We start from the raw sequence: 21,647 nt of genomic DNA on the forward strand, positions 1-21,647 counted from the left end.
CGTGGTGTCAACCCCGCCGGGGGCCCCCCGCCCCCCCACCTTTTTTGTGGCGGCGGCGGGGTGGGGGGGCGGGGGCCCGCCCCCCCCCCCCACTCCGCGTCAGCGAGGCCTCAGGGCCTCACCGGCGGCTCACCGAAGCCGCACCGAGACCTCGGCGCCGCGTCGATCAGCAGGAGATGTTGCCGCCGCCGACGTCCGTGCCCAGGGTGCCGACGAACTTCCGGTAGAGGCTGATGCGGTCGTTGCGCTGGTCGGGGTTCTTGCCGTTGCACTCCAGGGCGCCGTTGATGCTGCGGATGGTCTCGCCGAAGCCCCTGTTGTTGACGATGGCGTCGTGCGCGGTCATCCGTCCGGCGCCGTTCTGGCTGTTCCAGAACCAGAGGGCGGTCTTCCAGGAGGTGGCCGGGTTCCTCTCGACCTGGTACGGGTCGTGCAGCAGGTCGATGTGCAGGGCGTCGCCGGCGGCCTTGTAGTTGAAGTTCCAGCTGAGCTGCAGCGGGCCGCGCCCGTAGTACGCGGACTGCCCGGCCGGGCACCCGTAGGGCTGCGAAGTGTCGCAGTAGTGCGGGTAGTTGGCCTTGTTCTGCTCGACGACGTACTTCAGGCCGCCGGTTTCGTGGCTGACGTTGGCGAGGAAGGCGGCGGCCTCGCGCTTGCGGGTGGCGGTGTCGCCGGTGGCGGCGAACTTCGGGTAGGCGTTCAGCGCGTCGACCAGGCCCTTGTACGTGTAGAAGGGGTTCCGGCTCGGGAACATCTGGTTGAACTGGGACTCGCTGACCACGAACGAGCCGGCGGCGGACGCCGGGGCGGTCTGACCGGCGAGGGCGAGGGTGCTCAGGACGGCGGCCGAGGCGGCCAGCGACATGGTGCGCGAAAGCTTCATCGGATCCTCGATGTGTCCTCGATCGACAGGGGGACGGCGGCACTTCGGCTGCGAAGCGCCTCGGCCATCGTGGTGGCAGGTGGCCGCGAGTTGCACGCCTCGGAGGTCTGAACCACTCGTAAGGGCCGTATCCGATCGGAGAGTTGGCCGGAGTTCACCGTCAGGCTGATCACCGGGGCGTCGCCCGCACCGGATAGCCTCGTCCGGATCGAGACGACGCAACCGGGGGGCAAGGCATGGGCGGTCACACCGACGACGAGGGCGATGCCCGGCTGGCTGCCGAGGGGGAGGTCGCGGTCGCCCGGCTGGCGATCGACTCCGGTGAGCTCGACCACGCCGCCGACCACCTCTCCGACGCCATCCTGGCCGATCCGCAGCTGCCCGAACTGCACGAGGCGCTGGCCGAGTTGTCCGCCGCTGCCGGCGGTCCGGCGGCCGCGCGCGAGCTGTTCCCGCTGGACGGCGAGGTGTACCTCGGCACGGTCGTCTGCCGCGCCCACGTGGAGGCGGCCGCCGGGGACTGGGACGCCGCCGTCGGCCTGCTCGCCTCCGCCATCCAGTACGAGCCGGCCCGGCCCTGGGCGCACACCGCCTGGCTGGCCCGGGAGGACCTGCCCGGCCTCGTCGACCCGGACGCCGTCGCCCAGGCGGTGGCTCGCGCGGCCGGCGCCCTGCCGGACCCGCTACCCGCCGAACTGGCCGATTCCGTAAGGCCCTTCGACGTGTTCGTGCAGGCCGTGCTGGCCCGCCACGGCGACCACGCGCTGTTGCTGGCGATGGCCTCCGGCCTGACCCGGCGGCTCGGCGCCACCGCCCGCGCCGTCGAGCTCGCCGAACGGGCCCATCGCGCGGCACCCGGGTACCTGCCCGCCGTGATGCTGGGCAACGCCCTGCGCGCCGACGGCCGTCCGGAGCGCGCCCTCGCGGTCTGGGAGGCCGAGTTGGAGCGGGTCGCGCCGGACCGGGACAACTCCAGCAGCTACCTCGCCGTCGACGTGGCCGAGTTGTACGGCGCCCTCGACCGCCCCGCCGAGGGCCTGCCCTGGCTGGACCGGGTGCTCGCCACCGAGCCCGACCACCCCAAGGCGGCCCCGGCCCGGTACGGCCTGCGGCACGCCCTGGACGGCGACCCGGCGCACCTGCTGGGCCTGGCCGACCACCACCGCGCCCACCCCGACCACGAGTACGCCCAGGACGTCCTGGCCCGGTTGAGCCATCAGGAGCCCTGGCTCGGCATGGTTCCGGGCACGCCCGAGGCCACCGTCAACCTGCTGCACCAGGTCCTCGCGGCGCCCGACACCGACCGCGGGACGGCGATCGACTGCAACGTCTCCACCCTCGAACCGCCCAGCTCGCAGCTCGCCCTCCACCTCGCGCTGCCGCTGTGCGCCGTCGTCTACCAGTCCGTCGACGAACCCGACCCCCGGCGGCCGCTGACCGCGACCGCCACCCGGGTCTGGGCCTGGGAGGGCACCGACCCCAGGCCCGCCGTCGCCCCGCCCGCGCCGGAGAGCGCCGAACTCGTCCGCGCCACCGCCGGGATCGTCTGGCCGACGGTCCCGGCCGCGTACGACCACGCCGTCCGCCTCGCCGGGTTGTCGCTCGACGACCTGCTCGGCGTCCTGACCCACCCGCCGCTGCCGCCCGAGGACGAACTCGGCCGGGCCCTGCTCGCCCACCAGCCCGAGCTGTGGGTGCGTGCCGTCCAGTCCTTCGCCTGCCTCGGCATCGCCCACCACCGCACCGACCAGCCGTGGCCGGAGTCGGAGCGCCGCCGGGTGCTGCTCGACCTGCTGCTCGGCCCGGAGGACTGGGTCGCCGAGGCGGCCGGCTTCGCGCTGGTCGCCATCGGCTGGACGCACCCGGAGGCCCGCGCCGACATCGCCGTGCAGCTCCGGCGGCGGCTGCACTACTGCGTCGACGCCCGGCGGGTGCGCGTGGTGACGATCCTGCGCTCGGTGTGCCGACTGGTGCTCGCCGCGCCCTGGGTGTCGCCCGCCGACCGCGACCTCGCGCGGGCGGCCATCCGCGCGGAGGACGCCGCCGACACCCCGAAGTCCGAGCCCGACCCGGCGCCCGAGCCCGAGTCCGAGTCCGTCCCGGCGCCCGAGCCGGAACGGCCCCCGGGACCGCGGCGCCCCGGCTTCCTCGGACGGTTGCTCGGCCGCGGCTGACCCCGCACCGGCGCCGAACCGGCGCCGCACCGGCGCCGCACCGGCCCCGCGCAAACCCCGCACTGACCCCGGCTCACCCCCGAGCGGCTACCCGACGCCCGGCAGCGGATCCTGGTCGACGTCGAACCGTGCGACCCGCTCCGCCGGGTCGCGGCACTCCGGCCCCAGCCGCAGCATCCGCGACTCCGGGTCGTGCAGCGGTCGGTGGCAGCGGCGGCAGGTCACCCGGGCGCGGAGGGCCTGCGCGGTGTCGGTACCGGGGAGCGGCTCAGGGCTGGTCATGGGGAGACGGTAGCGGTCCGGCCGTTCGGGGCCCCGGGGATGCGTGAAACGATGACCCCATGGCCACCGACCGCAGCAGCGCAGGAGATCCGGCGCGCACCCTCGCCCTGCTCTGGGGGCTCACCGCCGAGGAGAAGCCCGGTCGGCGCGGGCCCAGGCAGGCGCGCTCGACCGGTGAGATCGCCGCCGCCGCGGTCGCCCTGGCCGACGCCGAGGGCGTGGACGCCGTCACCATGCGCCGGGTCGCCCAGGAGCTCGGGCTCTCCCCGATGGCGCTCTACACCTACGTGCCCGGCAAGGCCGAGTTGCTCGACCTGATGCTGGACACCGTCTACGCGACCATGCCCCGCAGCGCCCCCGCCGGCGACGGCTGGCGCGCCCGGGTCACCGCCGTCGCGGACGACAACCGCGCGCTGCACCGCGCCCACCCCTGGGTCGCCGCCGTGTCCACCAGCCGCCCGCCGCTCGGGCCCGGCCTGATGGCCAAGTACGAGTACGAGCTGCGTGCCTTCGAGGACACCGGTCTGACCGACGTCGAGCTGGACGCCGCGCTGACCCACCTGCTCGGCTTCGTCCAGACCTGCGCCCGGATGGCCGCCGACGAGCGCGCCGCCCAGCAGGACAGCGCGATGACCGACGAGCAGTGGTGGGCCGCCAACGCCGAGCTGCTGGCCCGGGTCTTCGACCCCGAGCGCTACCCGGTGGCCGCCCGGGTCGGCGCCGCCGCCGGCGAGGCGCACGGCGGCGCGTACAGCCCGGACCACGCCTACGCGTTCGGCCTGGCCCGCGTCCTGGACGGCCTGGCAGCCCTCGTCGGCGAGGCCCGGCCGGCCTGACCGCGCAGCCCCGCCGCCCCGGCGCCCCTGCGCCCCTGGGCCCCGGCGCCCCGGCCACCCCCGGCGCCCCGGCCACCCCCGCCGCCCCGGCGGATCAGCGGGGCCTGGCGTCGTACTCCTCGCGGGCCTCGGAGACGGCGCACATCCGGGCCTCCACCCAGTGCGCGAGCGCCGAGACGTACTCGGCCGCCTCCATGCCGAGCGGGGTGAGGCTGTAGTCCACCCGGGGCGGGATCACCGGGTGCGCCTCCCGCAGGACCATGCCGTCCCGCTCCAGCGTCTGCAGGGTCTGCGCGAGCATCTTCTCGCTGACCCCGGCCACCCGGCGGCGGAGCTCGCTGAAGCGGTAGCCGCGTTCCCGCAGGGCGATCAGCACCAGGACCCCCCACCGGCTGGTGACGTGCTCCAGCACGCCCCGGGAGGGGCACATCCGGTCGTAGACGTCGGGCACCCGGTCCAGCAGCGACCGGTCCTCCTCGACTACCTCGATTACCTCCATGTCAGTACCGTACTTCAAAGTGCGTACTATCCAGAAGTTAGTGCCCTCCCTAGGGTGAGTTTCGAAGACACCGGAACACCCACAGGGAGCAGAACCATGTACGTCGTCACCGGAGCCACCGGACAGCTCGGCCGCCTGGTCGTGGAGGGCCTGCTGGCGGCCGTGCCGGCGAGCGAGATCGCGGTCGTGGTCCGCTCGGCAGGCAAGGCCGAGGAGTGGGCGGAGCGGGGTGTCCGGGTCCACGAGGCGGACTACGGCCGGCCCGAGACGCTCGCCGGGGCCTTCACGGCCGGTGACCGGGTGCTGCTGATCTCCGGGAACGAGTTCGGCAGCCGGGTGGCCCAGCACGGTGCGGTGATCGACGCGGCCAAGGCCGCCGGGGTGGCGCTGCTCGCGTACACCAGCATCCTGGGCACGGCGACCTTCCGGCTGGGCGACGAGCACAAGGCGACCGAGGAACTGCTCCTCGCCTCCGGCCTGCCGTACGCGCTGCTGCGCAACGGCTGGTACACCGAGAACTACCTGGGCGACGTGGCCGGCACGCTGGAGCGGGGCGTGGTGCTCGGCAGCGCCGGGGACGGCCGGGTGGCGACCGCCCCGCGCCGGGACTACGCGGACGCGGCGGTGGCGGTCCTGACGGGCGAGGGCGACGGCCACGAGAACAAGGCGTACGAGCTGAGCGGTGACGCGGCCTGGAGCCTGTCCGAGCTGGCCGCCGAGCTGGCGGAGGCCTCGGGCAAGCCGGTCGTGCACCGGGACGTCACCCCGGCCGAGCACCGCGAGGTGCTGGTGGGTGCGGGGATGCCGGAGGGCTTCGCCGAGGTGTTCGTCGACGTGGACGCCGGCATCGCCCGCGGAGAGCTGGCCGGCACCCCGGGCGACCTGGCCCGGCTGATCGGCCGCCCGACCGTCCCGCTCGCGGAGTCCGTCCGCGCCGCACTGACGGTCTGAGCCTTCCGAGCGGATCGCCCGGGCGCTCGCGTCGACCCGCCCGGTCGGGCGCACCCGTGCCGACCCCGCCCGGCCGGGTGCACCCCCGCCGACCGGCCCGGACGCCGGAAACGTCCAGCATTCAAGCAATGTCATGACCAAAATCCGGAAACGGAGATGACAGCCTGCCCTTCCGCCAGCTACGGTCACCTGACCACACGCGCGCGGAAGGGCACTCGGCCATGCCACAGTCAGAGCAGCAGGACAGCGGCCGGGGCCTCTGGTACGGCTTCGCGGCCTACGGGATCTGGGGGCTCTTCCCGCTGTTCTGGCCGTTGCTGGAGCCGGGCGCCGCCGACGACATCCTGGCCAACCGGATGGTCTGGTCGCTGGTCGCGGTGGTCCTGATGCTGGTCGCCCAGCGGCACTGGGGCTGGATACGCCCACTGCTGCGCCAGCCCCGCCGGCTCGCCATGCTGGCCGGTGCGGCCGCCGTGATCTCCGTCAACTGGGGCGTCTACATCTGGGCCGTGAACTCCGGGCACGTCGTCGAGACCAGCCTCGGCTACTTCATCAACCCGCTGGTCACCATCGCGTTCGGCGTCCTGGTCCTCAAAGAGCGGCTGCGCGTCGCGCAGTGGACGGCGGTGGGCGTCGGCGCACTCGCCGTCGCGGTGCTGAGCGTCGCGTACGGGCAGCTGCCGTGGATCGCGCTCACCCTCGCGTTCTCCTTCGCCACCTACGGCCTGCTGAAGAAGAAGGTCGGGCTGAGCGGGCTGGAGAGCCTCGCGGCGGAGAGCGCCTTCATGTTCCCGTTCGCCCTCGGCTACCTGGTCTACCTGGAGCTCAGCGGGCGCGGCACCTTCGGGCACACGGTGGCCGGCTCGTACGGCTGGGGGCACTCCGGGCTGCTGATGCTCAGCGGTGTGATCACCGCGATCCCGCTGCTGTTCTTCGGCGCGGCCGCCGTACGGGTGCCGCTGACCGTGCTCGGGCTGCTGCAGTACCTGGCGCCGGTGTTCCAGTTCCTGATCGGCGTCGCCGTCTTCCACGAGGCGATGCCGCCCGCCCGCTGGGCCGGCTTCGCCCTGGTCTGGGCCGCGCTCGCGCTGCTCACCTGGGACGCGCTGCGCCAGGTGCGGGCCGACCGCGCGGTGCGGGCCGCGACCGTGCCGCAGCCCGCACCCGCGCGGACGGCCGGGGCGGCCGTCACCCGCTGAACGCCGTCACCCGCTGAACGCCGTCACCCGCTGAACGCCGTCACGCGCTGATGGTCGTCACCTCTTGACGATCGTCACGCGCTGATGTCCCGGCTGGTGAAGCGGGACCAGGCCGCCGAGCCGAACACCGCGACGTAGGCGGCCTGCAGCCCGAGGTTCTTCAGCACGTCGTCCCAGTACATCGGCTGGCGCAGCAGGTCGGAGAAGCTGAGCCAGTAGTGCGTGAACAGGAACGGCCTGATCGCGTCCAGCTGCGGGAAGGCGTCCAGGATCTGGACGGTGATCACCAGCCCGACGGTCGCCGCCATCGCCGCGATGCCGCTGCCGGTGAGCGTGGAGACGAACAGCCCGATCGCGACCAGCCCGGCCAGCGAGGCGGCGACCACGCCGGCCACCAGCACCGCGCGCAGCAGCGCCTCGGTGAAGCCGATGGTGTCACCGGAGATCAGCGTGACCTCGCCGAGCGGGAAGAGTGCGGCGCCGGTGGCCAGTGCCGCGGCCGCGACCGCCGCCGTCGCGGCCAGGCAGAACACCAGCCCGGCGGTGAACTTGGCGGCCAGCAGCCTGGTCCGTCCGGCCGGGGCGACCAGCAGGTAGCGCAGCGTCCCGGTGGCCGCCTCGCCCGCCACCGAGTCACCGGCGACGACGCCGACCGTCATCGGCAGGAAGACCGGCAGCGCGACCGCCAGCGCGGTGAAGACCAGGAACAGCCCGTTCTGGGTGGTCTGCGCGATGAAGCTCGGACCGCCGCCCTCGTGCGGGCTGTCCGTGTTGAGCTTGACGACCACCCCGATCAGGACCGGCAGCACCGCCAGGATCCCCAGCAGCACCTTGGTGCGCAGTCGGCGGAAGGTCAGGTGCAGCTCGTTGCGGAACAGCGCCAGGAACCCGGCCGCCGTCTGCGGCCGCCGGCCCGTACGCGGCGCAAGCGCCTCAGCCCGCGACATCGAAGCCCTCCCCGGTCAGCGCCACGAAGGCGTCCTCCAACGTGCCCCGCTCCAGCCCGAAGCCGTGCACCCGCACCCCGGCCTCCACCAGTGCCGCGCACAGCTTGGGCAGCGCGTCGTCTCCCCGCTCGCCCGGCTCGCCGTCGATCCGGCCCTCGCCGGGCACCAGGGCGGTGACCTGGTGGGCCGCCAGTACCTCGGCGGCCTGCGCCACGTCCGGGGTGCGGACCACCAGCCGGCCCTGCGCCCGGGCGGCGAGCTCGGCGACGGTGCCCTGCACCACCAGCCGGCCCCGGGACATCACTGCCGCGTGGGTGCAGACCTGCTCGATCTCGTCCAGCAGGTGCGAGGAGAGGAACACCGTGGTGCCCTCCGCCGCGACCTCCCGGACCAGCGCCCGGATCTCCCGCATGCCCTGCGGGTCCAGTCCGTTGGTCGGCTCGTCCAGCACCAGCAGCTCGCGCGGCTGCAGCAGCGCGGAGGCCAGGCCGAGGCGCTGCTTCATGCCGAGCGAGTACGCGCGGGCCTTCTTGCCCGCGGCGGCGCTCAGGCCGACCCGCTCCAGCGCCGCGTCCACCCGCTGCGGCCGGGTGCGCGGGTCGGCGGTCGGGTCGGCGGAGTCGAACCGGACCAGGTTGTCCCGCCCGGAGAGGAAGCCGTACAGCGCGGGGCCCTCGATCAGCGCGCCCACCCGGGGCAGCACGGAGGCGACGGACTGCGGCATCGACTCCCCGAGGACGGTGGCCACGCCCGCGGTGGGGGCGATCAGGCCCATCAGCATCCGGATGGTGGTGGTCTTGCCGGAGCCGTTGGGGCCCAGGAAGCCGAAGACGGAGCCGCGCGGAACGGCCAGGTCCAGGCCGTCCACGGCGAGCTGGCCGCCCCGGAAGCGCTTGGTGAGGCCGCGGGTCCTGATGACGTCATCGCCGGCGGAACCGGCGGAACCGGCGGAGGCAGCAGGGGAAGCGGGGGAAGCGGGCGGAACGGGAGCGGGGGCCGGGCGCGATTCGGCGCCCGGACCCCCGGCCGACTCCGTAACGTCCCCCGTTACGGGAGTCCTGGTCATCCGTCAGTTCACCCCGGCGGCGTGCTGCAGGGTCGGCAGGGTGACCGCGCCGGCGAAGACCCGGCCGTCGTCGGTGAGCAGGACGTTGACGACCTTGGTGCCGATCAGGGTGCCGCCGTCGACCTGCTTGCCGAGCGACTTCATCAGCCCCTGCGGGTTCACCGAGCCGCGGCCGCCGTGCTTGCCGTCGCCCTTGCCGTCGCCCTTGGCATCGCCCTTCGGCATCTCGACCGCGCCGCTGGGCAGCTGCGAGGTGAACACGGCCGTCCAGCCCTCGCCGATCACGTTCATGCCCTCGTGGCCCTTGGCATCGCCTTTGGCCTCGCCCTTGCCCGCGGCCTCGCCCTTGCCCGCGGCGTCGCCCTTGCCCGCGGCCTTGCCCCCGGCCGCCGCGTCGTCCGCCTTCTGCTCCGTCACCTTGGCGCCCTTGGGGGCGGTGAAGTCGAAGGTCTTGGCGGCCGGCTTGGCGAAGGACACGTCGGTGAAGTGGACGTCCAGCACGGTGGTGCCGTCGGTGGACTTCACCGCCACCGCCAGCGGCACTCCGTTGTCGGCGGCCACCGAGATCCGGACCTCGGCGATGGTCGAACCGCTCTGGGTCGGCTTCACGCTCAGCTGGTAGGCCTTCTGCCCGGCCACGTTGGCCGTGCCGGCCACGGTGACCGCGGTGGTGCCGGCGCTCGCGGTCAGGAACTGCCGGGCGGCCTCCTGCGGGGTGGTCGGCAGCTCGGACAGCGGGGCCCGGGGGTGCTGGTCGGCGGGCCGGCCGGTCATGTGCATCGCGCTGTTGGACGAGCTGTCCCAGGCCCAGGCCTGGTCGCCGTTGCGGACCACCGTGTAGCCGGCCATGTTCTCCATCATGTCGACCCGCTGGTGCTCCGGGCCGTCCACCGCGACCCGCAGCGTCCGGTCGCCCCCGAGCAGGCCGAGCAGCTTGGCCTGCGGGTCGGCCGACGCGCCCGCCGCGTCCCCGCCGTGCCCGGACGCCGCCGCGCCGAGCCCGCCGGCCATGCCCAGCAGCTGGCTGGGCAGGCCGAGGTCGGTGCTGACGGAGACCGTCCCGGACAGGGCCTGGGTCTGGGAGCCGAGGGCCTTGGCCACCACCTGCTCCGCCGTCAGCGTCGGCAGGTCGGGCGGGGAGTCGGCGGCCAGCGCGGGCACCAGCCCGATCCCCGTGGCGATCACCGCGGCCACCGCCAGCGGCACCCCGGCACGCACCAGGACGTGCCGCCGAGAGCGGTACGGAACGCCGCCGTCCTGGTCGTCCCCCGTCGCCGTCTCATTGGTCATGGCGTACTCAACTCCTCTGCGGACACGTGCGATTGGTCTTGCCCCTCCATTAGAGGCCGCGGTGCCACCGGCGTCATCGCCCTGCAGGGCCAGATCGGGTTGGCCTTCGTGGGTATGCCGACCCTGAGACGGTCTCAGGGTTGCTCATCCCGGGGTACCACCGCTGGCGTAGGGTCGCGCCATGGACGGAACCGCCATGGACGCAAGCAACCCCCCGACCGCGAACGCGATGCGCCGCGCCCTGCGCCGCGCCCGGGACGGCGTCGCCCTCGACGTGACCGAGGCCGCCGTACTGCTGCAAGCCAGAGGCGAGGACCTGCAGGACCTCTGTTCGAGTGCCGCCCGGGTGCGCGACGCAGGTCTCGAAGCGGTCGGCCGTCCGGGCGTCATCACCTACTCCAAGAGTGTGTTCATCCCGCTCACCCGGCTGTGCCGCGACAAGTGCCACTACTGCACCTTCGTCACCGTCCCCGGAAAGCTGCGCCGGGCGGGCCAGGGGATGTTCATGTCCCCCGACGAGGTGCTGGAGGTGGCCCGCCGCGGGGCCGAACTCGGCTGCAAGGAAGCCCTGATCACGCTCGGCGACAAGCCCGAGGACCGCTGGCCCGAGGCCCGCGAGTGGCTGGACGCGCACGGCTACGACGACACCATCGCGTACGTGCGGGCGATGTCGATCCGCATCCTGGAGGAGACCGGGCTGCTGCCGCACCTCAACCCCGGGGTGCTGAGCTGGACGGACTTCCAGCGGCTCAAGCCGGTCTCCGCCTCGATGGGCATGATGCTGGAGACCACCGCCACCCGGCTGTGGAGCGAGCCCGGCGGTCCGCACCACGGCTCCCCGGACAAGGAACCCGCCGTCCGCCTGCGGGTGCTGGAGGACGCCGGACGCAGCTCCGTCCCGTTCACCAGCGGCCTGCTGATCGGCATCGGCGAGACCTACGAGGAGCGCGCCGAGTCGCTGTTCGCGCTGCGCAAGGTCTCCCGCGCCTACCACGGCATCCAGGAACTGATCCTGCAGAACTTCCGCGCCAAGCCGGACACGGCGATGCGCGGCATGCCGGACGCCGAACTGGACGAGCTGGTCGCCACCGTGGCCGTCGCCCGGCACCTGCTGGGCCCGGCCGCGTGCCTGCAGGCCCCGCCGAACCTGGTGGACGGCGAGTACGAGCGGCTGATCGCGGCCGGCATCGACGACTGGGGCGGGGTCTCCCCGCTCACCCCGGACCACGTCAACCCCGAGCGCCCCTGGCCGCAGATCGAGAAGCTGGCCGAACGCTCGGCGGCGGCCGGCTTCGAGCTGCGCGAGCGCCTCGCCGTCTACCCCGACTACGTGCGCCACGGCGAGCCCTGGCTGGACCCGCGGGTGCTGCCGCACGTCCGAGCGCTGGCCGATCCGGAGACCGGCCTGGCGAACCCGGACGCGGTGGTCCGCGGCCTGCCCTGGCAGGAGCCCGAGGACCTGCCGGAGTCGTACGGGCGGACCGACCTGCACACCACCATCGACACCGAGGGCCGCAGCGGGGACCGCCGGGCCGACTTCGAGGACGTGTACGGCGACTGGGAGGTGCTGCGCGAGCAGGTGCTCGCGAAGGGCGCGCCCGAGGGCCTCGCCGGGGACCTCCGGGAGGCCCTGGCGGTGGCGGCCGACGACCCGGTGAAGCTGACCGACGACCAGGCGCTGGCCCTCTTCCACGCGGACGGACCGGCCCTGGACGCGCTCTGCCGGATCGCCGACGACGTGCGCCGCGCCGCCGTCGGGGACGACGTCACCTACTGCGTCACCCGGAACATCAACTTCACCAACGTCTGCTACACCGGCTGCCGGTTCTGCGCCTTCGCCCAGCGCCGCACCGACGCGGACGCCTACACCCTCTCGCTGGAGCAGGTCGCCGACCGGGCCGCGCAGGCCTGGGAGGTGGGCGCCACCGAGGTCTGCATGCAGGGCGGCATCCACCCGGACCTGCCCGGCACCGCCTACTTCGACATCGCCCGCGCGGTGAAGGAGCGGGTGCCCGGCATCCACGTGCACGCCTTCTCCCCGATGGAGGTCGTCAACGGCGCGACCCGCACCGGCCTCTCGATCCGCGAGTGGCTGCAGCGGGCCAAGGAGTCGGGCCTGGACACCATCCCGGGCACGGCCGCCGAGATCCTGGACGACGAGGTCCGCTGGGTGCTCACCAAGGGCAAGCTGCCGGCCGCGACCTGGGTCGAGGTGGTCACCACCGCGCACGAGCTGGGCATCCGGTCCTCGTCCACGATGATGTACGGGCACGTGGACACCCCGGAGCACTGGCTCGGCCACCTGCGGCTGCTCGCCGGGATCCAGCAGCGGACGGGCGGGTTCACCGAGTTCGTGACCCTGCCGTTCATCCACACCAACGCCCCGGTGTACCTGGCCGGCATCTCCCGGCCCGGCCCGACCGCCCGGGACAACCGTGCCGTGGTCGCGATGGCCCGGCTGCTGCTGCACCCGCACATCCCGAACATCCAGACCAGCTGGGTCAAGCTGGGCGCCGAGGGCGCGGCCGAGATGCTCCGCTCCGGCGCCAACGACCTGGGCGGCACCCTGATGGAGGAGACCATCTCGCGGATGGCGGGCTCGGCGTACGGGAGCTACAAGTCGGTGCGCGACCTGCAGGCGATCGCCGAGGCCGCGGGCCGTCCGCACCGCCAGCGCACCACCACCTACGGTGAGGTGCCGGCCGAGCGCCGTGCCGCGGCGCTGGCCTCGGACGGGCACCTGCCGGAGCTGCTGCCCGTACTGGACTGACCCTGCCGGCCTGACCGTGCGCGCCCCGGCCGCCGCCCGCGCGGCGGCCGGGCCCGGCACCGGGGAAGGGCACTGAAGTTCGAGGGATCCCGTCGATCCGCACGGCCGTCGAAGTACAGTGCGAGGGCGCGCGACCGGCCGAGCGTCGCGTCGCCCCACCCCGAGGAAAGGCGCCCCGTCGTGATGCCACTGTGGTCACGCGCCCAGCAGCAGGACTACCGCAGCCGGGTGCGGGGCTGCCTGCTCGGCGGGGCCATCGGCGACGCGCTCGGCGCCGGCGTCGAGTTCGAGGCGCTGGAGAAGATCCGGGCCCAGCACGGGCCGCAGGGCGTCACCGGCTACGTCCCCGCGTACGGGCGCACCGGCGCCGTCACCGACGACACCCAGCTCAGCCTGTTCACCGTCGACGGCCTCATCCGCGCCCACATCCGGCGCGACACCGGCAGCTGGCACCCGCCCACCGACCTGCACCTGGCCTATCTGCGCTGGGCCGCCACCCAGCGCGACTGGGGCCCGGACGAGCGCCGCCCCGACCTCGGCTGGCTGGGCCGCGAGGAGTGGCTGTACGCCCAGCGCGCGCCCGGCCAGGGCAGCCTGTCCGGCCTCACCGGGCCCGACGCCGAGCGGCTCGGCACCGTGGAGCGGCCCAAGAACCCGCACTCCAAGGCCTGCGGGACGGTGGTGCGGGCGGCGCCGTTCGGGCTGCTCACCACCTGGGAGCCGGGCCTGGTGTTCCAGCTCGCCGTCGAGTGCTCGGTGCTCACCCACGGCCACCCGACCGGCTACCTCGCGGCGGGCGCGTTCGCGGTGATCGTCCAGGCGGTGGCCCGCGGCGGCACCCTGGAGGAGGGCGTCCACCTCGCGCTCGCCCTGCTCTCCGAGCGGCAGGCGCACGAGGAGACCACGGCCGCGCTGCGGGCCGCGCTGGACGCCGTCCGGGCCGGCGAGCCCTCCGCCGACCGGGTCGAGGCGCTGGGGGAGGGCTGGGTCGCCGAGGAGGCGCTGTCGATCGCGGTCTACTGCGCGCTGGTCGCCCACGACGTCCGCTCGGGCCTGCTGCTCGCCGTCAACCACTCCGGGGACAGCGACTCCACCGGCGCGATCTGCGGCAACCTGCTCGGGGTGCTGCACGGGGACACCGCGCTGCCGCCGGGCCTGGTGGCGGGCGTCGAGGGGCGCGCGGCGATCCTCGAACTCGCCGACGACTTCGTGCTGGAGCTGATGCACGGCGCCGAACTGCACGACCGGCAGACGGCGGAGGGCGTCAACTGGGCCGTCCGCTACCCCGTGACGGGCTGAACACCCCGCGAGGGGCCGGGCGCCGACCCCGACGCGCCGGGTGCGGAACCGTGCGGGCGGGTGCGGAACCGCGCGGGCTGGTCAGCCCGGGAGCTCGCCGAAGGCGCCCGTCGCCGCCGCCGTGGCGAAGGCGTTCCAGGCCTCGGTCGAGAAGCGCAGCTGGGGCCCGCGGGGGTCCTTCGAGTCCCGGACGGCCACCGCCCCCGTGCCGGGGACGGCGATCTCCACGCAGGCGCCCTGGCCGCCGCTGTGACTGCTCTTGCGCCATCGGGTTCCGTACTCGGACGGGGTGATCATTCGTGGAATTCCTTTTCGATGTCGGCTATCAGCGACCGGCTCTCCGCGACACCGAGTGCGGCCGCCCTCAGGTAGTCGTACAGACCGGTATAGCGGCGCACATCAGCCTCCTTCTCCAGGTAGAGATCGCTCGTCACACCTTCGAAGTAGACAACCGTGGAATCGGCTGACTCCGGGAACTCCAGCAGGGAGAATGTCCCGGTCATGCCGGGGTGCGCGCCGTGCGAGAACGGGATCACCTGGATGGTGATGTTCGGGCGCAGGCTGAGCTCCAGCATCTGCTGCAGCTGGCGGGCCATCACCGCCTTGCTGCCGACCTCGCGGCGCAGCACCGCCTCGTCTATGACGGTCCACAGGCTGCCCAGCTGGTTCTCGCCGTGGACGCGCTCCTGCCGTTTCATCCGGACCTGCACCCGGCGCTGCACGGCGTTCGCGTCGGTGTCCGGCTGGGTGCCCTCGACCACGGCCTGGGCGTACTGCTCGGTCTGCAGCAGGCCCGGGACGAAGGAGGACTCGTACGCGCGGATCGAGGAGGCCTCGGCCTCCAGGCCGATGTAGACGCTGTAGGGGGTCGGCATGTCGTTGAAGTCGTGCCACCAGCCGCGCTGGCGGGACTCCTTGGCCATCTCCATGAGGCTGGCACGCATCTGGTCGTCGGACACCTTGTACACGTCGCAGAGGTCCCGGACGTCCCGCTGGCTGATGCTGCGGCGACCGTTCTCCAGCCGGCTGATCTTGGACTGGGAGACCATCAGCCGGCCGGCGACCTCCTCGGCCGTCATGCCGAGGCCCTCGCGGAGCTTGCGCAGCTCGGAGCCGAGGCGTCGGCGGCGGACGGTGGGATTGACGTTGGCGGACACTTCGACCTCCGGCCGGACCTCTGGTGATCGTTGGAACGGCAGCCCTCGGAACACTTCGGACATTGGGAGCAACCCCCCTGACTTGGAGCAGCATGTCACCTTGGGCCAGGTCGGCGCCGGGGAATCACAGCAGCGCGGTGGAACAGATCATCGGAATAGCGCTTCCGCGGGACAGTGAAAGCCCCCAGGTGGTAATGCGGCTCGACGACTCGGACAGGTAGTGCGACGGATGTCCCCGGGGGCGCCTCCGCACGTGCCTCCGGCATGTGTGGGAGCCGCGGACGCCGGCCTCCGGGGACGGCAAGAGGGGCGGTCGCCGGGCGACTTGCGTCGCGGGGCGACCGCCCCTCGGTGCTTCCGGTGGTGCTCGTCGTGCTCGCCGTGCTTGTCGTGACTGTCGTTCGGGCGGCGCGGGTGGCGCTCCTCATGCTCAAGGTGCCACCGGTACCGGTCGTACGGGGTGTGCGTCGGTCGTGCGTCGGGTCGCTCAGCGCCTCCGGGGGCGCGGGCGACGCGGCCCGCGCCGTCCGGTGTGCCCTCGGGAGCGTCGGACGGCACACCGGCCGCCCGTCCGTCCGTCAGCGGGCCCGTCCGACGGGCCCCGGCCGGCGAGCCCCGGTCAGCGGACGCCGACCCGGGAGGCGGGGACCCGCCCGCCCGAACCCCGGCCCGCCGTACGGGAGCCGGCCCGGCCGGCCACGGGGGCGGGCCCGGCGCCCTGGGAAGAACGGTTCTGCTGCGTCGGCAGGCCGTTCTGCACGTCCATCACGGCGTGCGCGACCATCCCGCCGAGCGGGTCGTACCGGATCAGGTCGCGCAGCCGCGACCGCGAGGACCGGCCCTCGTTGCCCGGGTACAGGTGCTTGCCCAGCCCCACCGAGTGGGCGAGCGCCGCGAGCGCCGCGGTCCGCGGGTCCGGCGGCACACCGGTGCGGATCGCGGTGTCCAACCGCTGCTTGATCGCGGCGTTGGTGCAGTCGTCGGACGCCTGGTACCGGGTCGTCGGCAGCACCCCGCACACCTGGCCCGGCACGGCCGTCACCATGCCGCAGCGCTCCAGGTGCGCCAGATAGGTCTGCCGCAGCCCCAGCCGGGGCCCGCCGATCCAGTGCGCCGCGCGAACCGGACTGCCGCGTCGGCGCAGCAACTCCAGTGCGTGGTCAAGGGTCGGGTCGCCGGTCGGCCGCGCCAGCACGACAGCGATCCGGTCTCCCTCCGGTACGATCCGTCCGGCCAGGGACAGCTCGACGAGCTGGGCCCCGGCGAGTCCGAGGTCGAGGGTCTGCGGCTGCGCCGTGGTACCCGTGGTCGGGTCCAAAGCGAGCAGCAAGAGTTCCTCGGGAACAGTTCTGCGGCTCTTGCCCATCCAAGCCTCCCCGCGTGGATGAGAGACAGGGTGACGCCTCTCACACGGGCTTGTCGAGTACGCCTCCGAATCGTGACCTTGCGGTGAAGGCGCGGAACCGGCGGCCTCGGGCCCGGCGTCTGACCGGTGAACGGACCGCGGTGCGGCCGAGCGATGGCAATAAGCGCCGGTCGGGCGGGGTGTGCGCGGTGGGAACGGCCGTCGGTGGCGGAGACTGTACAGGTACACGGGGCGGGGCGTCGGCTTCCCGAAATCGGGTTCGCCGGTGCCCCACGGGCGTTGAGGAGGCTGGGATACGTGGGCGAGTCCCCCGACAGGGTGCTGAGGGACGGCGAGCGGGAGCAGGGCCGCGAACGCGAACGGACCGGTACGACGGCCGGTGCCGCCGAGGGCGGTTCCGGCCCGGCGGCTGCCGGGGCGTCAGCCGCGACCTCCTCGGACGGTTCGTCGGACAGTTCGGCGTCGACCTCGGGCGAGGCGCCCGCGAAGGCAGCCGCGAAGCCGTCCTCGGAGTCGTCCGTGGCGGCGCCCGCGAAGGCCTCGGCGGAGGTGTCCGCGAAGGAGCCTGCGAAGGAGCCCGCGAAGGAGTCCGGCGACGCTCCGGTGGCCGGGGCCAAGGGCGGCTCGACCGTACAGCTCCGCGTCCGGGATGTGGACAGCAAGACGACGATGCTGCGGCTTCCGGTGGACAACAAGACCACCGCGCTGCGGCTGCCCGACGAGCTGGTGAAGGCCGCCGGTAACGGGAGTTCCGGTGATGAGGGGGAGAAGAAGGAAGCCCCGTCGGCGGACGCCGAGTCGAAGAAGCCCGCCGAGCGCCCGTCCGTCGCCGACCCGCGTCTCGCCATGCGGACGAAGGCTGCGGTGGCGGACAAGGCCGAGGGGAAGCCCGAGGACAAGGCAGCGGACAAGGCAGCGGACAAGGCGGCCGAGCCCGCCGGAGCCGCAGCCGGGTCCGAGTCCGCGCCGGCCGCCAAGGCCGCCAAGGACGCCAAGGCCGTTGAGGACGGGAAGGCCGCCTCAGCCGCCGAAGCCGTCGCGGACGGGAAGGCCGAGGAGACCGGCAAGGCGGCGAAGGCCGAGGAGACCGGGAACTCCACGAAGGCCGACGGCGCCGCAGCCCCCGCCGAGACCACCGAGGAAACGGACGGATCCGAGCAAGCCGAGGAGGCCGACGAACCCGAAGGCCCCTCCGCCGAGGACTCTCCCGCCGCCGACGCCGCCCCCGTCACGCTGACCGAGACCGGGCAGCCCGGTCAGAAGGCGGGGCAGGCCGAGAAGCTGGAGAAGCCCAGGCCGCTGCGCGCCGCCGCCGCGTCCGCGGCCGGCACCGTGCCCGAGCCGCCGGCGCCGGCCCCCGTACCGGAGCCCGAGCCGACGCCCGGCCCGGAGCCGCTGCCGAAGCCGGCCCCCAAGCCCGCGCCCGGACCCGCGCCGGCCCCGAAGCCGCTGCCCCGGCCCGACCCGCGGCCGGTCCCGCCGGTCCCGCCGCTGCCCCGGCCCGAGCCGCTGCCCTCCCCGGAGCCGCTGCCCTCGCCCGAGAACACCGCGGAGGCGATGGAGGTCCTGGCCTCCCTCAACTCCCGCCCGGTCTCGCCGCTGCGTCGCGCCTTCAAGCGGGTGACGATCTGGACCGTCTTCATCGCCGTGGTGCTCGGCGCCCTCGCGGTGGCCCAACTGCTGCGTCCGCTGCCGGACGCCAAGGCGAAGATGACCGCCGCGGGCAGCTTCAGCTTCTCCGGTGACCAGCTCGACCTCGCCTGGCCGGCCAAGGGCCAGTCCGCCGCCGAGGTGGTCGGGGTCGGCAGCCTCGGCAGCTCGGGCCCGGAGACGCCGGCCTCGATCGCCAGCGTCACCAAGGTGATGAACGCCTACCTGATCCTGCAGAAGTACCCGCTGAAGAAGGGCGAGAGCGGCCCGAAGATCGTCGTCGACAAGCAGGCCGCGCAGGAGTCCGGCAACGTCGACGAGTCGAAGGTCACGCTCACCGAGAACCAGGTGCTCACCGAGTACCAGGCGCTGGAGCTGCTGATGCTGCCCTCCGCCAACAACGTGGCCCGGCTGCTCGCCCGCTTCCACTCCGGATCCGAGGACGCGTTCGTCAAGGTCATGAACGACACCGCCTCCAAGTTCGGCATGACCAACACCATCTACGCGGACCCGGCGGGCTACAACTCGGACACCAAGTCCACCGCCAAGGACCAGCTGAAGCTGGCCGAGCAGGTCATGCAGGACGAGATCTTCCGGCAGATCGTCTCCACCCCGGAGACCAACTTCAACAACGTGAAGATCCCCAACACCAACAACCTGATCAACCCGAAGACCGGCGTGATCGGCGTCAAGACCGGTTCCAGCACCCCGGCCGGCGGCTGCCTGATGTGGGCCGCGTACAAGGAGATCGGCGGTGTGAAGCGGCTGATCCTCGGTGTCACCCTGGGCCAGCCGGCCACCTCGCCCGCTCCGGGCGACGGCATCCTGCCGACCGTGCTGAAGGTCAGCGGCAAGCAGATCCAGGCCGCGCAGAACGGCGTGACCGGCCAGACCGTGGTGAAGAAGGGCGACGTCGTCGGCTCGGTGGACGACGGTCTCGGCGGCTCGGTCCCGCTCGTCGCGACCAAGGACCTGGTGGTGGCCGGCTTCCCGGGGATCTCGGGCACGGTCACCCTGGACGCGGCGAAGATCGGCCACAGCGAGCAGGCCGGCAAGGAGGTCGGCACGCTGCAGGTGGGTACCGGCGACAACAAGGTGGAGGTCCCGGTGGCCCTCCAGTCGGACCTCAACCCGCCGTCCATCCAGTCCCGCCTGCTGCGCATGCTGTGAGGCACTGACGTCGCCGAGCGGCCGAGCGGCCGAGCGGCTGGGCCACTGAGCCGCCGCGACGCCGCGACGCCGAGCCGACGGAGAAACGCCGAAGGGGAGCCGGTCCGTACCGGCTCCCCTTCGGCGTTCGTGGCCCGTGGCCCGCGCCCTGCGCCCCGCGCCCTCCCGCCCGCGCCTACGTGTCGCGGTCGAGCAGCGCGAGCGTGAACCCGCCGAGCGGCGTGACCTGGTCCGGGTCGCCGTACTGCGTGCGGAGCAGCTGCGCCTGGTCCGTCGGCATGGCGCCCAGCGGGTCCGCGGTGTCACCGAGGACCAGCAGCCAGATCCGGGACACCGAGCCCAGGCAGTCCTCCGGCTTCGCGCAGGCGACCGGCGACAGGTCCTCCGCGTCGTCGGCGCTCTGCGCGACGAACACCGGGTACGGGTGGACGTCCGACGGCAGGTAGTGGCTGACGCCCGGCCAGACCATCGCCCAGGACTGGTTGCCCAACGGGGCCGCCATCCCGTCCCCGGAGTGGTAGCCGACGGCGATCGTCCGGGCGGCCACCCGGAACGGCTCCTCCGAGCCGGTGTGCGAGCCCACGTACCGGATCGCGGGCTGCCTGGGCAGCGCCGCCACGGCCGGTACGGCGAGCATGCCCGCCGCCACCACCCCGGCCACCGCCACGGCCCTGCGGGGCGCCGGACCGCGTCGGACCAGGGCCGCCACCGCACCGTAGGCCGCACCGACCCCGCCCCCGGCCAGCACCGCCCACGCGGGCACCGTGAACAGCAGGTACCGGTCGATGAAGTACGAGGTCTCCCCGAGGCGGGACACCAGCCAGACGCTCACCACCGGCAGCTCGGCGAGCAGCAGCGCCTGCCAGGCCTGCAGCCGCCGACCCGGCAGGGCCAGCGCCGGGACGGCCAGCAGCACGAAGGCGTAGAACACCAGGTGCGAGCCGAACAGGGACTCGCCGAAGCGGGCCAGGCCGCGCAGCGACGGCGTGGCGATCCAGCCCAGCTGCCGGTCCGACTGGCGGCTGCCCAGCAGCACCACCGGCAGCACCGGCAGCGCGGCCACCACGACCGCCAGCGGGTACTGCCACAGCAGCCGCCGGTCCGTCGCCTCCCGGGTGCGCCACAGGTGCAGTCCGACCAGGGCGGCCTGCCCGGCCACCGTGCTGAACGACACCAGGTGTCCCGCACCCGCCAGCGCCATGGCCGCGCAGTACGGCGCCCAGCGCCGCCAGGTCGGCCGCTCCAGGGCCCGCAGCAGGAAGTAGGTCGCGGCCGCGATCGCACAGGTCACCAGCGCGTACGAGCGCGCCTCCTGGGCGTAGCGGGAGACCAGCGGCGGCACCGCGAACAGCAGGCCGGCCCCGATCGCCGCGACCCGCCCGCCGAACAGCCGCCGGGCGGTCAGCGCCACGAACGCCGCGGCGCCCGCCATGGCCAGCACGGACGGAATCCGCAGTGCCACCGCCGAGTCGCCGAAGACCGCGGTCCAGCCGTGCATCAGCAGGTAGTAGGCGCCGTTGCTGGCGTCGATGTGCTGGAGCAGCCGCAGCATGTCGCCCAGCGAGCGGGTGGCCACCGTCGAGGTCGCGATCTCGTCCCGCCACAGGTCCGGGGTGCCCAACCGGTACGCCCCCACGGCCAGCATCACCAGCGCGGGCCACAACCACACCGGCCCCAGCAGTCGGCCGACCGGGCGCACAGCAGGTCTCATCGGGTCCTTCGTCTCCTTCGCGCGGGGTGCCCCGGCGGATCAGGCACTTCCCGGCAGGCTACTTGACCCGGGCTGACGCCTCGTCGGCACCCGCACCCCACCCGTGACCCGTCCGCCACCCCGCTCCCCACCCCCGATCCGGTACGCTGTGAACGGCCTCGCCACAACCGGGCCACGCCTCAGTAGCTCAGGGGATAGAGCACGGCTCTCCTAAAGCCGGTGTCGCAGGTTCGATTCCTGTCTGGGGCACAGCACAGAACGCAGTCGCAGGCCCCCGCCCACTCCGGGCGGGGGCCTGCGCCGTTTCCGGCCCGGCGCTTCGCCGGCGGACCGGTCCCAGGGGCGCCGTACCTCTCGGGGAGGAGCCGCCCCGGGGCCGGTGGCCCGTCCACGGAGT

Annotated in this window: 17 protein-coding genes and 1 tRNA gene; 8 read left to right on the top strand and 10 right to left on the bottom strand. The window is 73.6% G+C overall.

Annotated features, from left to right (window positions below):
• Positions 1 to 166: 166 nt before the first annotated feature.
• Entirely contained in the window at positions 167 to 883 is a 717-nt protein-coding gene (locus ACIRST_RS30335; protein ID WP_402806007.1) for a chitinase, read from the bottom strand.
• Between the two features lie 236 nt (positions 884 to 1,119).
• On the opposite strand from ACIRST_RS30335, the gene ACIRST_RS30340 reads away from it, so the two are divergent.
• Positions 1,120 to 3,057 (top strand): tetratricopeptide repeat protein, encoded by a 1,938-nt coding sequence (locus ACIRST_RS30340; RefSeq protein ID WP_402806009.1) that lies wholly within the window; start codon positions 1,120 to 1,122, stop codon positions 3,055 to 3,057.
• Between the two features lie 87 nt (positions 3,058 to 3,144).
• Here ACIRST_RS30340 and ACIRST_RS30345 read toward each other — a convergent pair whose 3' ends face one another.
• Positions 3,145 to 3,339, bottom strand: a complete 195-nt coding sequence (locus tag ACIRST_RS30345) for a DUF6011 domain-containing protein (protein WP_350526494.1) — start codon at positions 3,337 to 3,339, stop codon at positions 3,145 to 3,147.
• A gap of 59 nt (positions 3,340 to 3,398) precedes the next feature.
• Between ACIRST_RS30345 and ACIRST_RS30350 the strand changes: the two genes are divergently transcribed.
• Positions 3,399 to 4,175: a TetR/AcrR family transcriptional regulator gene (locus ACIRST_RS30350; RefSeq protein WP_396552436.1), complete on the top strand. Its 777-nt coding sequence runs from the start codon at positions 3,399 to 3,401 to the stop codon at positions 4,173 to 4,175.
• Between the two features lie 94 nt (positions 4,176 to 4,269).
• Here ACIRST_RS30350 and ACIRST_RS30355 read toward each other — a convergent pair whose 3' ends face one another.
• On the bottom strand, positions 4,270 to 4,674 hold the full coding sequence (locus ACIRST_RS30355; RefSeq protein ID WP_402806012.1) for a winged helix-turn-helix transcriptional regulator: 405 nt from the start codon (positions 4,672 to 4,674) through the stop codon (positions 4,270 to 4,272).
• 96 nt (positions 4,675 to 4,770) lie between these two features.
• Between ACIRST_RS30355 and ACIRST_RS30360 the strand changes: the two genes are divergently transcribed.
• Together ACIRST_RS30360 and rarD are read left to right on the top strand one after the other, a co-directional pair.
• The gene (locus ACIRST_RS30360) at positions 4,771 to 5,625 is read left to right on the top strand and encodes an SDR family oxidoreductase (protein ID WP_402806015.1); all 855 of its coding nucleotides are present in this window, start codon (positions 4,771 to 4,773) and stop codon (positions 5,623 to 5,625) included.
• A gap of 221 nt (positions 5,626 to 5,846) precedes the next feature.
• Positions 5,847 to 6,824 carry an EamA family transporter RarD gene (rarD, locus tag ACIRST_RS30365; RefSeq protein WP_396552439.1) on the top strand — a complete coding sequence of 326 codons (978 nt, stop codon included), beginning with the start codon at positions 5,847 to 5,849 and terminating at the stop codon, positions 6,822 to 6,824.
• Positions 6,825 to 6,898: 74 nt separating this feature from the next.
• Here rarD and ACIRST_RS30370 read toward each other — a convergent pair whose 3' ends face one another.
• From ACIRST_RS30370 to ACIRST_RS30380, 3 genes are read right to left on the bottom strand one after another with little or no spacing between them, the layout of a single operon-like run.
• Positions 6,899 to 7,771, bottom strand: coding sequence for an ABC transporter permease (locus ACIRST_RS30370; RefSeq protein WP_402806017.1), 873 nt, complete (start codon positions 7,769 to 7,771; stop codon positions 6,899 to 6,901).
• On the bottom strand, positions 7,758 to 8,837 hold the full coding sequence (locus ACIRST_RS30375) for an ABC transporter ATP-binding protein (protein WP_402806019.1): 1,080 nt from the start codon (positions 8,835 to 8,837) through the stop codon (positions 7,758 to 7,760). Before ACIRST_RS30375 ends, ACIRST_RS30370 begins: the two co-directional genes overlap by 14 nt.
• Positions 8,838 to 8,840: 3 nt before the next feature.
• Positions 8,841 to 10,127: an outer membrane lipoprotein carrier protein LolA gene (locus ACIRST_RS30380; protein ID WP_402806021.1), complete on the bottom strand. Its 1,287-nt coding sequence runs from the start codon at positions 10,125 to 10,127 to the stop codon at positions 8,841 to 8,843.
• A 181-nt stretch (positions 10,128 to 10,308) separates the two neighbouring features.
• Here ACIRST_RS30380 and ACIRST_RS30385 point away from each other — a divergent pair, with 181 nt between their 5' ends.
• Entirely contained in the window at positions 10,309 to 12,897 is a 2,589-nt protein-coding gene (locus tag ACIRST_RS30385; RefSeq protein WP_402806024.1) for a bifunctional FO biosynthesis protein CofGH, read from the top strand.
• Positions 12,898 to 13,080: 183 nt separating this feature from the next.
• Positions 13,081 to 14,196, top strand: coding sequence for an ADP-ribosylglycohydrolase family protein (locus ACIRST_RS30390; RefSeq protein WP_350526502.1), 1,116 nt, complete (start codon positions 13,081 to 13,083; stop codon positions 14,194 to 14,196).
• An 81-nt stretch (positions 14,197 to 14,277) separates the two neighbouring features.
• Here the strand turns inward: ACIRST_RS30390 and ACIRST_RS30395 are convergent, their stop codons facing one another.
• From ACIRST_RS30395 to ACIRST_RS30405, 3 genes are all read right to left on the bottom strand, one after another.
• Entirely contained in the window at positions 14,278 to 14,493 is a 216-nt protein-coding gene (locus ACIRST_RS30395; protein WP_402806028.1) for a DUF397 domain-containing protein, read from the bottom strand.
• Positions 14,490 to 15,353 carry a helix-turn-helix transcriptional regulator gene (locus ACIRST_RS30400; protein ID WP_350526504.1) on the bottom strand — a complete coding sequence of 288 codons (864 nt, stop codon included), beginning with the start codon at positions 15,351 to 15,353 and terminating at the stop codon, positions 14,490 to 14,492. Before ACIRST_RS30400 ends, ACIRST_RS30395 begins: the two co-directional genes overlap by 4 nt.
• Before the next feature lie 619 nt (positions 15,354 to 15,972).
• Positions 15,973 to 16,719: a GPP34 family phosphoprotein gene (locus ACIRST_RS30405; RefSeq protein WP_402806030.1), complete on the bottom strand. Its 747-nt coding sequence runs from the start codon at positions 16,717 to 16,719 to the stop codon at positions 15,973 to 15,975.
• 297 nt (positions 16,720 to 17,016) lie between these two features.
• On the opposite strand from ACIRST_RS30405, the gene ACIRST_RS30410 reads away from it, so the two are divergent.
• On the top strand, positions 17,017 to 19,539 hold the full coding sequence (locus ACIRST_RS30410; RefSeq protein ID WP_402806033.1) for a hypothetical protein: 2,523 nt from the start codon (positions 17,017 to 17,019) through the stop codon (positions 19,537 to 19,539).
• Between the two features lie 175 nt (positions 19,540 to 19,714).
• Here the strand turns inward: ACIRST_RS30410 and ACIRST_RS30415 are convergent, their stop codons facing one another.
• The gene (locus ACIRST_RS30415; RefSeq protein WP_402806035.1) at positions 19,715 to 21,250 is read right to left on the bottom strand and encodes a glycosyltransferase family 39 protein; all 1,536 of its coding nucleotides are present in this window, start codon (positions 21,248 to 21,250) and stop codon (positions 19,715 to 19,717) included.
• A gap of 176 nt (positions 21,251 to 21,426) precedes the next feature.
• On the opposite strand from ACIRST_RS30415, the gene ACIRST_RS30420 reads away from it, so the two are divergent.
• Positions 21,427 to 21,499 (top strand) — tRNA-Arg (locus ACIRST_RS30420).
• The last annotated feature ends 148 nt before the right edge of the window (positions 21,500 to 21,647 follow it).

Source organism: Kitasatospora sp. NPDC101447 (assembly GCF_044767225.1).
Lineage (GTDB): Bacteria > Actinomycetota > Actinomycetes > Streptomycetales > Streptomycetaceae > Kitasatospora.

What these genes read in the sequence shown, in the direction of transcription:
- rarD (WP_396552439.1), top strand. Translation starts at nt 5,847, where the DNA reads ATGCCACAGTCAGAGCAGCAGGACAGCGGCCGGGGCCTCTGGTACGGC.
- ACIRST_RS30335 (WP_402806007.1), bottom strand. Translation starts at nt 883, where the DNA reads ATGAAGCTTTCGCGCACCATGTCGCTGGCCGCCTCGGCCGCCGTCCTG.
- ACIRST_RS30370 (WP_402806017.1), bottom strand. Translation starts at nt 7,771, where the DNA reads ATGTCGCGGGCTGAGGCGCTTGCGCCGCGTACGGGCCGGCGGCCGCAG.
- ACIRST_RS30345 (WP_350526494.1), bottom strand. Translation starts at nt 3,339, where the DNA reads ATGACCAGCCCTGAGCCGCTCCCCGGTACCGACACCGCGCAGGCCCTC.
- ACIRST_RS30340 (WP_402806009.1), top strand. Translation starts at nt 1,120, where the DNA reads ATGGGCGGTCACACCGACGACGAGGGCGATGCCCGGCTGGCTGCCGAG.
- ACIRST_RS30405 (WP_402806030.1), bottom strand. Translation starts at nt 16,719, where the DNA reads ATGGGCAAGAGCCGCAGAACTGTTCCCGAGGAACTCTTGCTGCTCGCT.
- ACIRST_RS30385 (WP_402806024.1), top strand. Translation starts at nt 10,309, where the DNA reads ATGGACGGAACCGCCATGGACGCAAGCAACCCCCCGACCGCGAACGCG.
- ACIRST_RS30350 (WP_396552436.1), top strand. Translation starts at nt 3,399, where the DNA reads ATGGCCACCGACCGCAGCAGCGCAGGAGATCCGGCGCGCACCCTCGCC.
- ACIRST_RS30360 (WP_402806015.1), top strand. Translation starts at nt 4,771, where the DNA reads ATGTACGTCGTCACCGGAGCCACCGGACAGCTCGGCCGCCTGGTCGTG.
- ACIRST_RS30390 (WP_350526502.1), top strand. Translation starts at nt 13,081, where the DNA reads ATGCCACTGTGGTCACGCGCCCAGCAGCAGGACTACCGCAGCCGGGTG.
- ACIRST_RS30355 (WP_402806012.1), bottom strand. Translation starts at nt 4,674, where the DNA reads ATGGAGGTAATCGAGGTAGTCGAGGAGGACCGGTCGCTGCTGGACCGG.
- ACIRST_RS30380 (WP_402806021.1), bottom strand. Translation starts at nt 10,127, where the DNA reads ATGACCAATGAGACGGCGACGGGGGACGACCAGGACGGCGGCGTTCCG.
- ACIRST_RS30415 (WP_402806035.1), bottom strand. Translation starts at nt 21,250, where the DNA reads ATGAGACCTGCTGTGCGCCCGGTCGGCCGACTGCTGGGGCCGGTGTGG.
- ACIRST_RS30395 (WP_402806028.1), bottom strand. Translation starts at nt 14,493, where the DNA reads ATGATCACCCCGTCCGAGTACGGAACCCGATGGCGCAAGAGCAGTCAC.
- ACIRST_RS30375 (WP_402806019.1), bottom strand. Translation starts at nt 8,837, where the DNA reads ATGACCAGGACTCCCGTAACGGGGGACGTTACGGAGTCGGCCGGGGGT.